Below are 15,761 nucleotides of genomic sequence, written 5' to 3' on the forward strand. Positions count from 1 at the left end.
CCAGTTATAAATTCTTTGCGCTATGCACGGGCCAATCCCCTCCTTAAAGTGGGCCCATTATTCCCCTTGTCAGGCCATCTCCTTCATGTGTGAACAAGATGCATCCCTCAACTTGCGCCGCCGCGCCGTGCAGGCAGCCCTCGGCGAAGCCCCCTTCGATCTGCTGCTGACCAACGCCAACCTGATCGACATGGTGACCGGCGAGATCCGCCCCGTCGACGTGGGGTTGGTCGGCCCGCTGATCGCCAGCGTCCATCCGGTCGGCACCTTCCAGCAGGCACGCGAGACCCACGATCTGGCCGGCGCCTATCTCTCGCCCGGTCTTATCGACAGCCATGTCCATGTGGAGAGCTCCCACCTGACGCCGGAGCGCTACGCCGATGTGGTGGTCGCGCAGGGCACCACCACCATCTTCTGGGATCCCCACGAACTGGCCAATGTGCTCGGGCTGGCGGGGGTGCGCTATGCCATCGACGCCAGCCGCAATCTGCCGCTGCGGGTCATCTGCGCCGCCCCCTCCAGCGTTCCCTCGACGCCGGGTCTCGAGATGTCGGGCGCCGACTTCCACGGCCCTGAGATGGCCACCATGCTGGAGTGGCCAGAGGTGGCGGGGATCGCCGAGGTGATGGACATGCAGGGGGTGCTGGGCGGCAGCGAGCGGATGACCGGCATTCTGCACGCCGGTTTGCAACGCAATGCCCTGATTGAGGGACACGCCCGGGGCCTCACTGGTCACCGGCTGCAAGCCTATCTCGCCGCCGGGGTCAGCTCGGATCACGAACTCACCTCGGCTGCCGATGCGCTGGAGAAGCTGCGGGCCGGGCTCACCCTCCAGCTGCGCGGCTCCCACCCCTACCTGCTGCCGGAGATCGTCGCTGCGCTGAAACAGCTGCCCCACCTCTCCTCCCAAATCACCCTCTGTACCGACGATGTGCCGCCCGACATGCTGCTGGAGAAAGGGGGCATGATTGCGCTGGTCAAGCTGCTGGCAGAGCTGGGGCTGGCGGTGCCCGACGTGCTGCGGATGGCCACCCTCAATGCCGCCATCCGGCTGCAGCGCAACGATCTGGGGCTGGTTGCTGCCGGCCGCTGCGCCGACCTGGTGGTGTTCGACAACCTCACCGATCTCAACCCGCTCTGGGTCTACAGCGGTGGTCAGCGGGTCGCCCGCCATGGCGCCATTCTCAAACCCTCCGAGCATGTCGCCGGTTGTCAGGCGCCGCGCGATACCATGCAGATCCCCCTGCGCACGCAGGAGGAGTTCATCATCCGGGTACCCGGGCTGACTGCGGGTCGGGCCCGCTTCAAGACCATCAAGGGGGCTCGCTTCACCCAGTGGAGTGAAACCGAGGTTGAGGTTCGGGATGGTCAGGTCATCGTGCCTGCGGGATTTAGCCTCATCTCGGTGCAACACCGCCATGGCCGCCATCAGGCGGGCACCCGGCTGGCGCTGCTGGAGGGGTGGGGCGAGCTGCAAGGGGCCATCGCCACCAGCTACTCCCACGACTCCCACAATCTGGTGGTGCTGGGGCGCGACCCGCAAGAGATGATGCTGGCCGCCAACACTCTGATCACCAGCGAGGGCGGCATGGCGGTCGTCCAGCAGGGTGAGGTGCTGGCCCACGTTGCCATGCCCATCGCCGGCATGCTCTCCGACCTGCCGGCCAGCGAGCTGGCCGCCAGCTTCCACGCTCTGCGCGAAGTGAGCGGCAAGGTGGTGGAGTGGGAGCCCCCCTACCGTGTCTTCAAGGCCATCGAGGGAACCTGCCTTGCCTGCAATGCGGGGCCCCATCTGACCGATCTCGGCCTCACCGATGGCCTGACCCGCGAGATTGTCGACCCCTTTATCTGCTGCTGGCCCCACGATGCCAGCCAAGCCGATTAACCTCGAGGAGAACAGCGTGAACCCTGTCGCCATTATTCTGGATACCGACCCCGGCATCGACGATGCCGTTGCCATCGCCGCCGCCCTGTTTCACCCCGGGATCGAGCTGGCGCTCATCACCACGGTCGCCGGCAACGTCGATGTCAGCAAGACCACCCGCAACGCCCTGCGCCTGCTGCACTTTTTCGGCCAAGAGGTGCCGGTGGCACAGGGGGCCAGCCAGCCCCTCGTGCGCCCCCTCGACAATGCCAGCCATATCCACGGCCACTCCGGCCTCGATGGTTACGAGTTTGCCGAACCCGGGCAACAGCCGATACCGGAGCATGCCGTCGAAGCCATGAAGGCCACCCTGCTCGCCAGCGAACAATCCATGACGCTGGTGCCCATCGGGCCGCTGACCAATATCGCCCTGCTGCTCACCCTGCACCCCGAGTGTCGGGAGAAGATCGCGCGGATCGTGTTGATGGGCGGCTCGGCCGGTCGGGGCAACCACACCCCCAATGCCGAGTTCAATATCTACGTGGATCCGGAGGCGGCTCACATCGTCTTCAGCAGCGGTCTGCCCATCGTGATGTGCGGACTCGATGTCACCAGCCGGGCCACCCTGACCGGCGAGATGATTGCGGCGCTGCCCGCCCTCAACCGCACTGGCGCCATGCTCCACGCCCTGTTCGGCCACTATCGCGGCGGCAGCATGCAGACCGGGCTAAAGATGCACGATCTCTGCGCCATCGCCTATCTGGTACGCCCCGACCTCTTTATCACCCGGGCCTGCCATGTGGCCATCGAGACCCGGGGTGAACACACCCTCGGCACCACCTCGGTGGATATCAACAACCGGCTCAAGCGACCGCCCAACGCCGAGGTGTGTCTCGATATCGACGTGCCCGGATTCAGGGCCTGGTGCATGGAGACCCTTGCCCGCGCCATCTGATCCCGAACCGCCAGCCCGCTGGCCCATTCACATCAAGAAGAGAGTGTTGGAAACATGCTGGAAATAATTGTCAGCACCCTGATCCTGGTCATCTGCGGCTATCTCATCGCCAAAAACTACGATGCCAAGATAGTGCTGTTTGGCGCTGGGCTGCTGCTGATGTTTGCCGCCGTCGGACTGGGCCACCCCCTGCTGCCTGCGGCGCAGAGCAGCGGCCTCAGCTGGCTTGATCCCTTCGTCCAGATCAAGCAGATCTTCATCAGCCAGATGGGCAATGTCGGCCTCACCATCATGGTGCTGTTCGGCTTCTCCAGCTACATGAGCCACATCGGCGCCAACGACGTCACCGTCACGCTGCTGACCCGCCCCTTGAGCCGCATCCGCTCCCCCTATCTGCTGGTGCCGGTGATTTTCCTGCTGGGCAATCTGCTCTCGCTGGTGGTGCCGAGCGCTGCCAGTCTGGCGGTGTTGCTGATGGCGACCCTCTATCCGGTACTGAAGGCATCGAACATGTCCTCCCTTACCGCGGGGGCCGTCATTGCCACCACTGCCACCATCATGCCCAGCCCGCTGGGGGCCGATAACGTGCTGGCCGCCCAGAAGCTGGGCATCCCGCTGGTGGAGTACATCGTCTCCTACCACGCCCCCATCTCGCTGCCGACGTTGGCGTTGATGGCGGTGGTGCACTACTTCTGGCAAAAGGCGATGGACAAGCGGCAGCAGGCGCGCGGCGGACTGGAGGAAAAGGAGGAGTCGCTCGCCGTACCCACCGGCTTGCCACCCGCCTACTACGGCATCTTCCCGGTGCTGCCACTGGTGCTGGTGCTGCTGTTCGGCATCTGCTTTACCCATATCTCCCTCGGGCTGGTGGAGATCACCTTCGTCTGCCTGCTGCTCACCATAGGGGTGGAGCTGCTGCGCAAAGGCAATATCAAGGAGACCAGCAAGGAGTTCGCCATCTTCTTCACCGGTATGGGGACGGGTCTGGCTCAGGTGGTCTCGCTCATAGTAGCGGCCAGCATGCTGGTGGAGGGACTGAAAGCCATCGGCATCATCGATACCCTGGTCGATAGCGTGAAACACATCGACGGCGTCGGTTCCATCTTGATGTTCTTCTTCTCCGGTACGGCGGCGCTGATCGGCTTTATCAGCGGCAGTGGGCTGGCAGTCTTCTACTCCTTTATCAACATCATTCCCGAGATCACTGAGAAGGTCGGCGTCAACAGTGTCGCGGTGGCCCTGCCGATGCAGCTCACTGCCAATCTGATCCGATCCATGTCGCCGGTCGCCGCGGTGATCATCGTCATCGCCTCGATCACCGGCAGCAATCCCATCGAGATCATCAAGCGCACCTCGGTGCCCATCATCTCGGGCATCATCTGCTGCATGACCCTCTCCTACCTGCTGTTCAGCTAAACCAGCTCCATCTGCAGGCGATCAATCCGGTCGCCTGCAGACGGTTTTTTACCTCCGGTTGAAAGTGAACCCACTGCATGTAAACGCCCGGAAGATAATCGGTGGGGATCGTCTATAACTTTTGCGACCAAGAGCCACATACGCCTGAGTAACTGACCGCCAGCCATCAGGCTCAGCCCCCTAATTCAACTCCCAGAGCTCTCGTGCCGTCATTCTTGGTTGGCGCCCTGCATCGACAGCATCACCAGCAAGGACTCGCCTTTCCCTGACACCACTCTCACCTCGCGCCAGTCGCGGATCACCGCCACCACCGCAGGGTTGAGCGGTGCATCGCCCCCCACCTGTACCACGGCGCAGCCTGCACGCAGGGCGCTCTCAATACCGGCCGGGGCATCCTCAAATACCAGACAGCGAGCGGGTGGCACGCCAAGCCGTACAGCGCCCAGCAGATAGGGCTCGGGATCGGGTTTGCCATTGACCACCGCTTCGGCTCCCACCAACACGTTAGGCAGCGGCAAACCGGCACAATTCAGGCGATGGCGGGCAACCCGCTCACCAGCGGAGGTCACGATGGCCCAAAGCTCTGGCGGCAAATGGCGCAGCAACTCGCCAGCTCCTGCGATGGCGTCGCCGCCGGTATGCAGCATCTCCAGCTCGTCGAGCCGCGCCGCTTCCCGCTCCACATCCAGCTGCGGGGCCAGCTCCCGGATCACCTCGCGCGAACGTATACCGTGGCACATCGCCAACACTGGATCGGGATCGAGCAGATGTTCACGACACCAGAGCTGCCATACCTGCTCCACATCGCCTGTCGAGCAGACCAGGGTGCCATCCATATCGAGCAGCAGGGCGGATACCGACAGGGTGATCGTGTTCATGCCAGCACTCATACAGACACTCATACAGGCACCCCGGCCAGCTCGGGCAGAGAGCCAGAGAGCGCATCGGCAAAGGCCTGCTGCTGGGCGGCACGCTCATAACAGGCGAGCGCCTGCTCGGTACTGCCAGCCCACACTTGCAAGGGGCCGACCACAAACCCCTGTTGCAACAGGCTGGCGAGCAGCTCCCCAGCCTCCGGGGCCGCCAACGGCTGAGCCAGCACCAGCTTGCCCTTGATCAAAAACAGATAACGTTGGGTAGACATGATATGGCTCCTTATTCCGGTTCAGAGGAGGGCGATTCCCCCCTTGCCGAGCCATTAGAACAAGGCGATTAGATAATTTATAATCAATAAATCGCCACTTTGGATAACCAATTGGAATGAAATTCGACTTGAGGCAACTGCAGGCGTTTGTGACGCTGGCCGAGACCGCCAACTACCGGGAAGCGGCCAATCGCCTCTTCATTACCCAACCGGCCCTCACCAAGCAGATCCAGGGGCTGGAGCAGACGCTGGGCTGCACCCTGTTCAAGCGGGGCCGCCATGGTGCCGAGCTGGCGGCGCTCGGCGCTCGGCGCCCAGCTGCTCACTCAGGCAAGCGCACTGGTCAAACACGGCAGGGAGTTTGAACGTCACGCGCTGGCAGTGGCGAGTGGCGTGGCCGGTCGGCTCAAGATTGGGTTTGGCCTGTCGAGTTTCGCGCTGGCCCCTGCGCTGGTGGCCCGCTTCAAACAGCAGGTCACGGACGTGATGGTCCATCTGCAGGATATGCCCTCCGCGATCCAGCAGGAGCAGCTGCTCTCCGGCCAGTTGCAACTTGGTTTTATGCGTCGGCCAGAGACTCCGCTGTTGCAGGAGCATCGGCTGCTGACCGACCGGCTGGTACTGGCGGTGCCAACCCGGATGACCCAGCCAGATCCGTCATCGTTTGACGTCCAGCAGGCACTGACTAGTCAACCCCTGTTGCAGATGGTGGGCTACCGTTGTCCCGGCCTAACCCGGCAGATCGCCGGGTTTCTCGGCGCCAACCGGCTGACCGGCATGGTTCAAGAGGCAGAGGATATTCAGACTCTGGTGGCATTGGTTGCGGCAGGGATAGGTAATGCCATCCTGCCGCACAGCGTCAGCTTTATCGCGGGCCCGGACGTCACCCTCTATCCCCTCTTTGGCCCCTGTTCCGAGTGGGAGATAAGTCTGGTGTGGAACCCCGCCTTTGCCGACCCGATCCGCGATCGCTTCGTGCAGCTGGTCCTCGATCCCCATCCCGCACCGCACCCAGCCACAATCGATCGCTGACCCAGCCAAAAACTCCCGCAGACGGAACCAGGAGAAGATAGCGCTCAGCAATCGAGATGAATTAATCGGGCCTTTGTGAATCAAAACATTTCAATTAACACACCACTGATCTTCACAGGGGATGCCATCTCCTTCCCCATCCATCTTGGTACCAGGGCAGTTTTGTAAAAACCAGGTTGCCTCCTCGCAGGAGGTCATCTGGGAGCAATGCTGCCGACCATCACACTGGCGAGTAAAGGTCGCTGCCTGTGGCGTACTGAAGGTGGGACTAACCTCCTCTTGAGTAACTGGCGATGCGGGCGGCAAATAGGCAAAGAAACGGGAATAGATGGAAAAGAGGCCGACGAGCACCAGCAGAGGGATCAATTTGCCACTCCAGCTGCTCTTGCGACGTCGATAGGGGTTACTTCTCTCTCTGGTCGAGGTGGGTCGTGGCGGCTGACTTGCCGCCCGAAACGATGGCGCCGCTGATGGTGCGGCTGACCTTGTGGCTGATATTGCGGCCGACGGCACGGCATCCGCCAACGTGAGCGGGCGATCGGGGAAAAAGACCTGCAACGCCCTCGGTTTGCTATCCTGGCCACTGCCGATCAGATAGGTGACACGCTCCCCCGGCTCTGGCACCCGGCCATCTGATTGCAGCGCCGTAACATGCACAAACAGCCCTGCACTGCGTGCTCCATTGATTGCCTGCTCGGCGCCATTTTGCTCCGGCGTAATAAATCCAAAGCCGCGCGCCTCGTTCCAGCTCGCGATCCGTCCCTGATAACGCATCTGTCCATCCTTGTTGTTATCCATGTGAGCACTATCTTGCCCGACAATCATGTTGCCCAAAAGCGCTGCGGTCCGACAGGGAGCAGCTGAGTCAATCTCAAAACGGTGATCGGGCACAGCCTGCGTTAAGGATCAAGCCAGCTGGGACACCTTGATGATCTCGGCGATGCGACCCAGCATCCGCAGCGAGGTGTGGTGCTCGGTGGCATCTGCGGCGGCGCAGGCATCCTCCAGAATGGTGATTGCGTAGTCGCGATCGTGACCATCCCGCGCTGCCGCCTGAATGGCCCAGCTGGTGCTCACCCCGCACAGATAGAGGTGGTCGATGTGGTTGGCCCGCAGCGCAGGCTCCAGCGCCGTGCCATAGAAGGGACTGACCCTGGGCTTGGTCAGCACCAGATCGCCGAGCTGCACATCCAGATCAGGATGAAAGTCGGTGCCGCTGTCAGCCAAAGAGAGCGCCCCCAACTGGTGAGCGCGACCAAACATGGGAGACCCCTTGGGCTGCAGCTGATAGCCGCCGTCAAAGCCCACCTTGATCAGCACTACCAGCCAGCCGTTGGCGCGGGCATGGGCCAGCGCCTGATTGGCATGCGCGATGGCATCCTGCTCCAGCACATGGGCTGCGGAGGCGGCAATGCGCCCGTCGGGGTGGGCAATATCGTTGATAAAATCGATCACCAGCAGTGCCTTGTTCATCACCTTTGCTCCTTCGCGCATTCAGCCCGTGCTATCTGATTTCGACCTGTCAAACCAGCCCCAGTGCATAGCGCAGTGCCATCTCCTTTAAGGGGCCAGCTTTATCCGCCAGATTGAGGGCCAGATTGCGGGCCAGCTTGAGCGGGCCAATCTCGTTGCTGAACACCCCGTAGAAGAGATCCATCCCCGACTGCATCAGCAGGTTGTCGGGGCGACGGCGCCGCTCGTAACGCTCGGCCAACGCCAGTTGATGCCAGTCGGCGCCAGCTCCTTGCAGCAGATCAGTCCAGCAGGCCACATCCTTGAAGCCGAGGTTGACCCCCTGCCCCGCCAGCGGGTTGATGGTGTGGGCAGCATCGCCAAGCAGCACCACCCGACCGGCGTGATAGTCGTTGGCGTGGCGGCGCACCAGCGGGAAGCTCCCCTTGCCGGTGACGGTGAACCCGCCGAGCCGGCTTGGGAAGTGGCGGCGCACTTCGGCGGCAAGCCCTTCGTTGCTCATGGCCGCCAGCGCGCGGATACGGGCCGGGCTGTCATACCACACCAGAGAGCCGTGCTGACCGGGCAGCGGCAGAAAGGCGCGCGGGCCGCTCGGGGTGAACTGCTGCCAGGTGATATCTTCCTGCGCAAAGTCGGTGTCGATATTGATCAGCATGCAGTGCTGGCGGTACTCGAAGCGCGATACGCCGATACCCGCCAGCTTGCGGGTGTGGGATTCGGCACCATCGCAAGCCAGCACCCAGCGGGCCGCCAGCTCGGTGCCGTCGTCCAGAGTCAGCACAGCGTCATCTGCACTCTGGCGCAGGCTGGTCACCGCCGCCGGGGTATGGGTCTGGATGGTGGGGAAATCCTCCATCCGTTTGAGCAGGGCGAGCTGCACCAACCGGTTTTCGATGATGTAGCCGAGCTGGGGCAGACCGAGATCGGCGGCATTGAAGCGTGTGGCAAAACCGTCCAGCTCCCAGGTCTCCAGTCGGCGGTAGGGGCAGAGCCGCATCTGCTGCAGATGGTGCCAGGCACCGGCCTGCTCCAGCAGCGCCACCGAGGCCTGACTGATGGCAGAGACCCGCAGATCCAGCGGCTGCTCCGGCGCGTAATGCTCCGGCAGTTGGGTCTCGATGACCCGCACCGAGAGGCCCTGAGCCGCCAGCAGACAGGCGGTGGCGGCGCCCACCATACCGGCGCCGACGATGGCGATATCACACTGTTCCATACATTTATTCCTGAAAGGGTGCGTCCGGCGACAGCGCCCGGACGTGAACCGGATGGCAGCATGATAGCGCAAGGGAGGCTGATAAACAGTGAGACAAACGGGGAATTGCTGCGTCAAATCAAGGAGAAAGCTTATTGAGCTTGCTGGCAACAGGTATCGGGTGAGCACCATTGCCAGCTGGATATTAGCTAGGCAGTATCCAGATTGCGGAGTAAAATGCGCGGTCCTTTGACCATGCCGATTTCAAAACAAGTCAAGAGAAGCAATGAGCAAGAAACTTCACATTAAAACCTGGGGTTGCCAGATGAACGAGTATGACTCGTCCAAAATGGCCGACCTGTTGGATGCCAGCAATGGCTACACCCTTACCGAAGAGCCCGAAGAGGCAGATGTCTTGCTGCTGAATACCTGCTCCATCCGCGAAAAGGCGCAGGAGAAGGTGTTCCACCAGCTGGGACGCTGGAAAAAGCTCAAGGCCAACAAGCCCGGTCTGGTGATCGGCGTGGGTGGCTGCGTTGCCTCTCAGGAGGGCGATGCGATTCGCCAACGCGCTCCCTATGTGGATATCGTGTTCGGCCCGCAGACCCTGCATCGCCTGCCCGCCATGATCAAGGAAGTGCAAGAGGGCCGTGGTGCCCAGGTTGATATCGCCTTCCCCGAGATCGAAAAATTCGACAGTCTGCCCGAACCGCGCGCCGAAGGGGCCACCGCCTTCGTCTCCATCATGGAAGGCTGCTCCAAATACTGTACTTACTGCGTGGTGCCCTACACCCGCGGTGAAGAGGTGAGCCGACCGCTGGACGACGTGCTCTACGAAATCGCCCAGCTCGCCCAGCAGGGCGTGCGCGAAGTGAACCTGCTCGGCCAGAACGTCAACGCTTACCGCGGCCCGACCTTTGATGGCGGCATCTGCACTTTCGCCGAGTTGCTGCGTCTGGTAGCCGCCATCGACGGTATCGATCGCATTCGCTACACCACCAGCCACCCGATCGAGTTCACCGACGACATCATCGAAGTCTACAAAGATACCCCGGAAGTGGTCAGCTTCCTGCACCTGCCGGTGCAGAGCGGCTCCGACCGTATTCTGACCATGATGAAGCGCCCGCACACCATCCTGGAGTACAAATCCAAGATCCGTCGCCTGCGTGCCGCCCGTCCCGACATCACCATCAGCTCCGACTTCATCGTTGGCTTCCCGAACGAGACGGACGAAGACTTTGAAGCGACCATGAAGCTGATCGAGGATGTGGGTTTCGACATGAGCTTCAGCTTCATCTTCAGCCCGCGCCCGGGCACCCCGGCCGCCGACATGCCCGACGATGTCGACATGGAAGTGAAGAAAGCCCGTCTGGCCCGCCTGCAGCACGTCATCAACAACCAGGCGATGCAGATTGGCCGTGCCATGCTGGGCACCACCCAGCGCATCCTGGTGGAAGGGCCCTCCAAGCTCGACCCGATGCAGCTGTGTGGTCGCACCGAGAACAACCGGGTGGTCAACTTCGAAGGCCAGCACACCCTGATCGGCGGCTTTGCCGACGTGGAGATCACCGAGGTACGTCCCAACTCCCTGCGCGGCAAGTTCATCCGCGGCGAGAGCGAGATGAACCTGCGGATCGCCACCGCCCCGAGCGAAATCCTGGCCCGCCGCCCGGATAACGTACCGGACGAGCTGGGCGTTGCCGCCTTCACTCCCCATTAATCCCCTCCTCCCCATTCGCCCGGCGGATGGGGAGCGCCTTGAGACGAGGATATTGTGAGCCGACACATCTCGACCCTGAATCTGCATCTGGAGCCCGCCGACAACCAGCGCCTTGCCAGCCTGTGCGGCCCCTTCGATGACAACATCAAGCAGCTGGAGCGCCGCCTCGGCGTCGAGATCAGCTACCGTGACAGCCACTTCCAGTTGGTGGGCAAACCGGCCCAGCTGGATGCCGCCGCCGTCATCCTCAAACACCTCTATGTGGAAACCCAGCCCCTCAAGGGTGGCAAGGTGACCGACATCACCCCCGACATGGTCCATCTGGCCATTCAGGAGTCGCGGGTGCTGGAGCAGGATGACGAACCGGCGCCTAGCATCCCCTATGGCAAGGAGGTGACGGTCAAGACCAAGCGCGGTCTCATCAAGCCACGCAGCCCAAATCAGGCCCAGTACATTGCCAATATCGTGCGCCACGATATCTGCTTCGGCATAGGCCCGGCCGGTACCGGCAAGACCTATCTGGCGGTCGCGGCAGCAGTGGATGCGCTGGAGCGTCAGGAGATCCGCCGCATTCTGCTGACCCGCCCGGCGGTGGAAGCAGGCGAGAAGCTGGGCTTCCTGCCCGGCGATCTCTCCCAGAAGGTGGATCCTTACCTGCGCCCGCTCTACGACGCCCTGTTCGAGATGCTGGGCTTTGAGCGGGTCGAGAAGCTGATGGAGCGCAACATCATCGAAGTGGCGCCGCTCGCCTATATGCGCGGAAGAACCCTCAATGACGCCTTTATCATTCTCGATGAGGCCCAAAACACCACCACCGAGCAGATGAAGATGTTCCTGACCCGCATCGGCTTCAACTCCAAGGCCGTGGTCACCGGCGACATCACCCAGGTAGACCTGCCGCGCAACGCCAAATCCGGCCTGCGCCACGCGCTGGAAGTGCTGCCAGGGGTCGATGGTCTGTCATTCAACTTCTTCGAGTCCAAAGACGTGGTGCGCCACCCGGTGGTGGCCCGTATCGTGCAGGCTTACGAGGCATTCGATGCCAAACAGGCCGCCGAGAAGGTGGCCGGCCAAACAAACGCCAGCAAAGAGAGCGAGCAATGAGCGTAACCCTGGATCTGCAACTGGCCAGTGCCAGCACCGACGGCCTGCCCACCGAAGCCCAGCTGCAAGGCTGGCTCGACGGCACCATTCTCGGCTTCCAGCAGGAGGCTGAAGTGACGGTGCGCATCGTCGACGAGGCGGAGAGCAACGAACTCAACCTCACCTATCGCGGCAAGGACAAGCCCACCAACGTGCTCTCCTTCCCGTTCGAGGCGCCACCCGGCCTGGAGCTGCCGCTGCTCGGCGATCTGGTGATCTGCCGTCAGGTGGTAGAGCGCGAGGCCGAGGAGCAGGGCAAGCCCCTGATGGCCCACTGGGCCCACATGGTTGTGCACGGCAGTCTGCATCTGCTAGGTTATGACCATATCGAGGATGAGGAAGCCGAAGAGATGGAAGCGCTTGAGCGCGACATCATGCAGGAGCTCGGTTTTGCCGATCCTTATCTGAACGACGAAGAGTAAAGAACCGGATGGTCATCGTCTTGAAACAGCAGATGACCATCCTTATATAACCCGAACTATTTCAAGTGTGTTCATACGAGTAACCAAGAGAGAAAATGACCGACGATCACCCTAGTACCGGCTCGCCGAAGAAAACCTGGCTCGACAAGCTCAGCCAACTCTTCCAGGGCGAGCCAAAAGACCGCAATGATTTGGTAGACGTGATAGCCGATGCCGAAGAGCGCGACCTCATCGATCAGGACACCAAGGACATGATCGAGGGGGTGCTGGAGATCGCCGATCTTCGCGTGCGCGATATCATGATCCCCCGCTCCCAGATGGTGACCATCGAGAAATCCCAACCGGTGGATGCGATCCTGCCAGTGATCATCGAGTCCGGTCACTCCCGCTTCCCGGTGATCAACGAGGACAAGGATCATGTGGAGGGCATTCTGCTCGCCAAGGATCTGCTCCCCTTCGGGTTTGGCGGCCATCACGCCAGCGAGCCGCTGCAGCTCGAGAAAATCTTGCGCCCCACGGTGATCGTGCCGGAAAGCAAACGGGTTGACCGTCTGCTCAAGGAGTTCCGTGAAGAGCGCTACCACATGGCCATCGTGGTCGACGAATTTGGTGGCGTCTCCGGTCTGGTGACCATCGAAGACATACTGGAACTGATCGTTGGCGAGATCGACGACGAGTTTGACGACATCGAGGATGAGCCGGACGAAATCCGCCGCCTCAGCAAGCGGGTCTTCTCCATCAGCGCCCTGACCGAGATCGAGGATTTCAACGACTTCTTCGGCACCAAATTCAGCGATGAAGAGGTGGATACGGTAGGCGGTCTGGTGATGCACGCCTTCAGCCACCTGCCCAAGAAGGGCGAGGAGATCGAGCTGGACGGCTACCTGTTCAAGGTGATGCATGCCGACCGGCGTCGTCTGCAGCAGTTGCAGGTGAAGATCCCCGAGCACCACGCGGCGGCGCAATCCGAGCCGCAATAAGCAGATCCGCTCGATGTGTGAAACAACGCCCCGACCTCGGGGCGTTGTGCTCTCTGCCACCGGCATCGAGGCTCGCCGTTGCCCCGCTTACAGGTTAAGATACCGGCCATTCGACCCCAGTTGCACACCAAGACGAGCACCATCGCCCGTGAGATTATCCCCTTTTACTTCCAAAATTCTGTTAAGCCTAAGTGCATTGGCCTCTGGTGCCATCGCCGTGCTGGCCTTCTCCCCCTTCGGCTACTGGCCGCTGGTGATCCCCTCCCTGCTTGGCCTCTACGCCCTGCTGGACAAAGCAACGCCGAAACAGGCCGCCTGGCGCGGTTTTGGCTACGCCATGGGACTCTTTTTGCCGGGGCTGTGGTGGATCCACGTCAGCATGACCGAGTTTGGCGGCATCCCGCTGCCGGTCGCCTTTGTGCTGCTGGCCGGGCTCTCCGCCTATCTGGCACTCTACCCGACGCTCGCCTGCTGGGTCTTTGCCCGCTTCTTTGGCAGCCGTCACTGGAGCCGCTGGCTGCTCGCCTTCCCGGCCCTCTGGTTGGTGGCTGACTGGCTGCGCGGCTGGGTGATGACCGGCTTCCCCTGGCTCTGGTTTGGCTACAGCCAGATCGACGGCCCCCTCAAGGGCTTTGCCCCCATTCTCGGGGTGCAAGGCATCACCCTTGCTCTGCTGTTCTCCGCTTCCGCTATCTGGCTGGTGTGGAAATCCCGCTCCCCGCTCTGGCTGGCGGTGCCCGCCCTGCTGGTTGCCGGTGCTCACGGTCTGATGCAACTCAACTGGGTGACCCGTGGCGAACCGGTCAAGGTGGCACTGGTGCAGGGCAATATCGCCCAGTCCCTCAAGTGGGATCCGGAGGCGCTGGCCCCCACGGTGCGCACCTATCAGGACTTGAGCCGCGAGAATCAGGATGCTGACATTATCATCTGGCCGGAGTCGGCGATCCCGGCCATCGAGAAGGCGATGGGCCCCTATCTGGAGAATCTGGACAAGGCGATGAAGGTGAACGATACCGGCCTGCTGGCGGGGATTATTCACTACGACGAGCAGCAACAGCGCTTCTACAATACCGTGCTCGGCATGGGGGTGCAGGATGCGGATGGCAAGGAGTCCTACTTCTACAACCACTCCAACCGCTACAACAAGTACCACCTGCTGCCCATCGGCGAGTTCGTGCCGTTTGAAGATCTGCTGCGCCCCATCGCCCCCTTCTTCAACCTGCCGATGTCCTCCTTCAGCCGGGGTGACGAAGTGCAGCCAAACCTGATCGCCAAGGGGCTCAAGTTCGCCGCCGCCATCTGCTACGAGATCATCTTCCCGGAGGAGGTGCGCCGCAACGTCAATGCCGATACCGACTTCCTGCTGACCGTCTCCAACGATGCCTGGTTCGGCACCAGCATTGGCCCCTGGCAGCATATGGAGATCGCCCGGATGCGCGCGCTGGAGCTGGCTCGTCCGCTGCTGCGGGACACCAACACCGGCATCACCATCGTTACCGAAATCGACGGCAGCATCATCGGCCAGATCCCGCAGTTTGAAGCGGGCGTGCTGCGCAGCGAAGTGCGTCCCGCCCACGGCGAGACCCCCTACCTGCGCTTTGGCCGCTGGCCTCTCTACGGTCTGACCGTACTGCTGCTGGGTCTGGCGCTGGCCCTGCGTCCCAAGGCTCACCCCTGGGCCCGCGAGCTGTAATGGCCATCCGCAATCCCTGATAAACAACGAGGCGCCCGCAGGCGCCTCGTTTTTTTCATCTCCAATCAAAGCGATATGCCTGAGAAGGACATAAAGCCGAGGGACATCAGCCCCGCCACGATAAAGGTGATGCCGATGCCCCGCAGCCCCTCGGGGACATCGGCGTACTTCAGCTTCTGGCGCAGTCCGGCCATGGCGACAATGGCCAGCAGCCAGCCAAGCCCCGAGCCAGCGCTGTAGACCAGCGACTCGATGAAATCGTAATCCCGCTGCGCCATAAACATCACCCCGCCAAAGATGGCGCAGTGCACCGTCAACAGCGGCAGATAGATGCCGAGTGCCTGATAGAGCGCCGGAACGTACTTGTCGAGCACCATCTCCATCACCTGCACCAGCGCCGCCAACACCCCGATGTAGATGATGTAATCGAGAAATCCCAGATCGAATTCGCCGAAAAAGGTGCTGCCTGCCCGCAAGATATGGCGGTAAATCAAGTTGTTGAGGGGAATGGCGATCACCATCACCACCAAGATCGTCATACCAAGGCCAAAGGCGGTGTTGATGTTCTTCGAGACGGCCAGAAAGGTACACATCCCCAGAAAGAATGCCAGGGCGAGGTTCTCGACAAAGATTGAGTGAATAAACAGGTTGAGGTAGTAGTCCATAGGGTGTGCTCACCAGGTGTTTGCGCAAAGAGAAAGTCTGCCTCTGGCCGATGGCCAGCAGC

General features: G+C 61.7%; 14 protein-coding genes and 1 pseudogene. 9 read left to right on the plus strand and 6 right to left on the minus strand.

Features of this window, described 5'->3' with window-relative positions; all coding sequences use genetic code 11:
• The first annotated feature begins 85 nt into the window (after positions 1-85).
• The 3 genes from G5253_RS05290 to dcuC are packed head-to-tail and all read left to right on the plus strand — an operon-like array spanning position 86 to position 4,235.
• On the plus strand, positions 86-1,885 hold the full coding sequence (locus G5253_RS05290; protein WP_421202800.1) for an adenine deaminase: 1,800 nt from the start codon (positions 86-88) through the stop codon (positions 1,883-1,885).
• 16 nt (positions 1,886-1,901) lie between these two features.
• Entirely contained in the window at positions 1,902-2,819 is a 918-nt protein-coding gene (gene rihC, locus G5253_RS05295; RefSeq protein ID WP_421172108.1) for a ribonucleoside hydrolase RihC, read from the plus strand.
• Positions 2,820-2,873: 54 nt separating this feature from the next.
• Complete coding sequence (gene dcuC, locus G5253_RS05300) at positions 2,874-4,235, plus strand: C4-dicarboxylate transporter DcuC (protein WP_421202801.1); 1,362 nt, start codon at positions 2,874-2,876, stop codon at positions 4,233-4,235.
• 209 nt (positions 4,236-4,444) lie between these two features.
• Here the strand turns inward: dcuC and G5253_RS05305 are convergent, their stop codons facing one another.
• Together G5253_RS05305 and G5253_RS05310 are read right to left on the minus strand one after the other, a co-directional pair.
• Positions 4,445-5,113 (minus strand): HAD-IA family hydrolase, encoded by a 669-nt coding sequence (locus tag G5253_RS05305; RefSeq protein WP_421202802.1) that lies wholly within the window; start codon positions 5,111-5,113, stop codon positions 4,445-4,447.
• A gap of 20 nt (positions 5,114-5,133) precedes the next feature.
• Positions 5,134-5,379, minus strand: coding sequence for a hypothetical protein (locus tag G5253_RS05310; RefSeq protein ID WP_421202803.1), 246 nt, complete (start codon positions 5,377-5,379; stop codon positions 5,134-5,136).
• Between the two features lie 116 nt (positions 5,380-5,495).
• On the opposite strand from G5253_RS05310, the pseudogene G5253_RS05315 reads away from it, so the two are divergent.
• Positions 5,496-6,411: pseudogene (locus G5253_RS05315) on the plus strand (LysR family transcriptional regulator).
• Positions 6,412-6,501: 90 nt separating this feature from the next.
• Here G5253_RS05315 and G5253_RS05320 read toward each other — a convergent pair.
• The 3 genes from G5253_RS05320 to G5253_RS05330 form a co-directional block, all read right to left on the minus strand.
• On the minus strand, positions 6,502-7,185 hold the full coding sequence (locus G5253_RS05320; protein ID WP_421202829.1) for an excalibur calcium-binding domain-containing protein: 684 nt from the start codon (positions 7,183-7,185) through the stop codon (positions 6,502-6,504).
• Between the two features lie 132 nt (positions 7,186-7,317).
• The gene (locus G5253_RS05325) at positions 7,318-7,884 is read right to left on the minus strand and encodes a cysteine hydrolase family protein (protein ID WP_416004390.1); all 567 of its coding nucleotides are present in this window, start codon (positions 7,882-7,884) and stop codon (positions 7,318-7,320) included.
• Between the two features lie 49 nt (positions 7,885-7,933).
• Positions 7,934-9,097, minus strand: a complete 1,164-nt coding sequence (locus tag G5253_RS05330; protein ID WP_421202804.1) for an FAD-dependent oxidoreductase — start codon at positions 9,095-9,097, stop codon at positions 7,934-7,936.
• Positions 9,098-9,362: 265 nt separating this feature from the next.
• On the opposite strand from G5253_RS05330, the gene miaB reads away from it, so the two are divergent.
• The 5 genes from miaB (at position 9,363) to lnt (ending at position 15,034) form a co-directional block, all read left to right on the plus strand.
• Positions 9,363-10,796: a tRNA (N6-isopentenyl adenosine(37)-C2)-methylthiotransferase MiaB gene (gene miaB, locus G5253_RS05335; protein ID WP_005335132.1), complete on the plus strand. Its 1,434-nt coding sequence runs from the start codon at positions 9,363-9,365 to the stop codon at positions 10,794-10,796.
• 54 nt (positions 10,797-10,850) lie between these two features.
• A complete protein-coding gene (locus G5253_RS05340) occupies positions 10,851-11,900 on the plus strand; it encodes a PhoH family protein (protein WP_005362369.1) in 1,050 nt (349 codons plus the stop codon).
• Positions 11,897-12,361, plus strand: coding sequence for an rRNA maturation RNase YbeY (gene ybeY / locus G5253_RS05345; RefSeq protein WP_005354089.1), 465 nt, complete (start codon positions 11,897-11,899; stop codon positions 12,359-12,361). The genes G5253_RS05340 and ybeY overlap by 4 nt, the downstream gene beginning before the upstream one ends.
• Positions 12,362-12,456: 95 nt before the next feature.
• Positions 12,457-13,341, plus strand: coding sequence for a CNNM family magnesium/cobalt transport protein CorC (gene corC, locus G5253_RS05350; protein ID WP_005354092.1), 885 nt, complete (start codon positions 12,457-12,459; stop codon positions 13,339-13,341).
• A 148-nt stretch (positions 13,342-13,489) separates the two neighbouring features.
• A complete protein-coding gene (lnt, locus tag G5253_RS05355) occupies positions 13,490-15,034 on the plus strand; it encodes an apolipoprotein N-acyltransferase (RefSeq protein ID WP_421202805.1) in 1,545 nt (514 codons plus the stop codon).
• A 65-nt stretch (positions 15,035-15,099) separates the two neighbouring features.
• Here the strand turns inward: lnt and nqrE are convergent, their stop codons facing one another.
• Positions 15,100-15,699: an NADH:ubiquinone reductase (Na(+)-transporting) subunit E gene (gene nqrE / locus G5253_RS05360; RefSeq protein WP_227342072.1), complete on the minus strand. Its 600-nt coding sequence runs from the start codon at positions 15,697-15,699 to the stop codon at positions 15,100-15,102.
• Positions 15,700-15,761: the final 62 nt, after the last annotated feature.

It is taken from the genome of Aeromonas sp. 602658 (genome assembly GCF_049173005.1).
Classification (GTDB): Bacteria; Pseudomonadota; Gammaproteobacteria; order Enterobacterales; family Aeromonadaceae; genus Aeromonas; species Aeromonas veronii_A.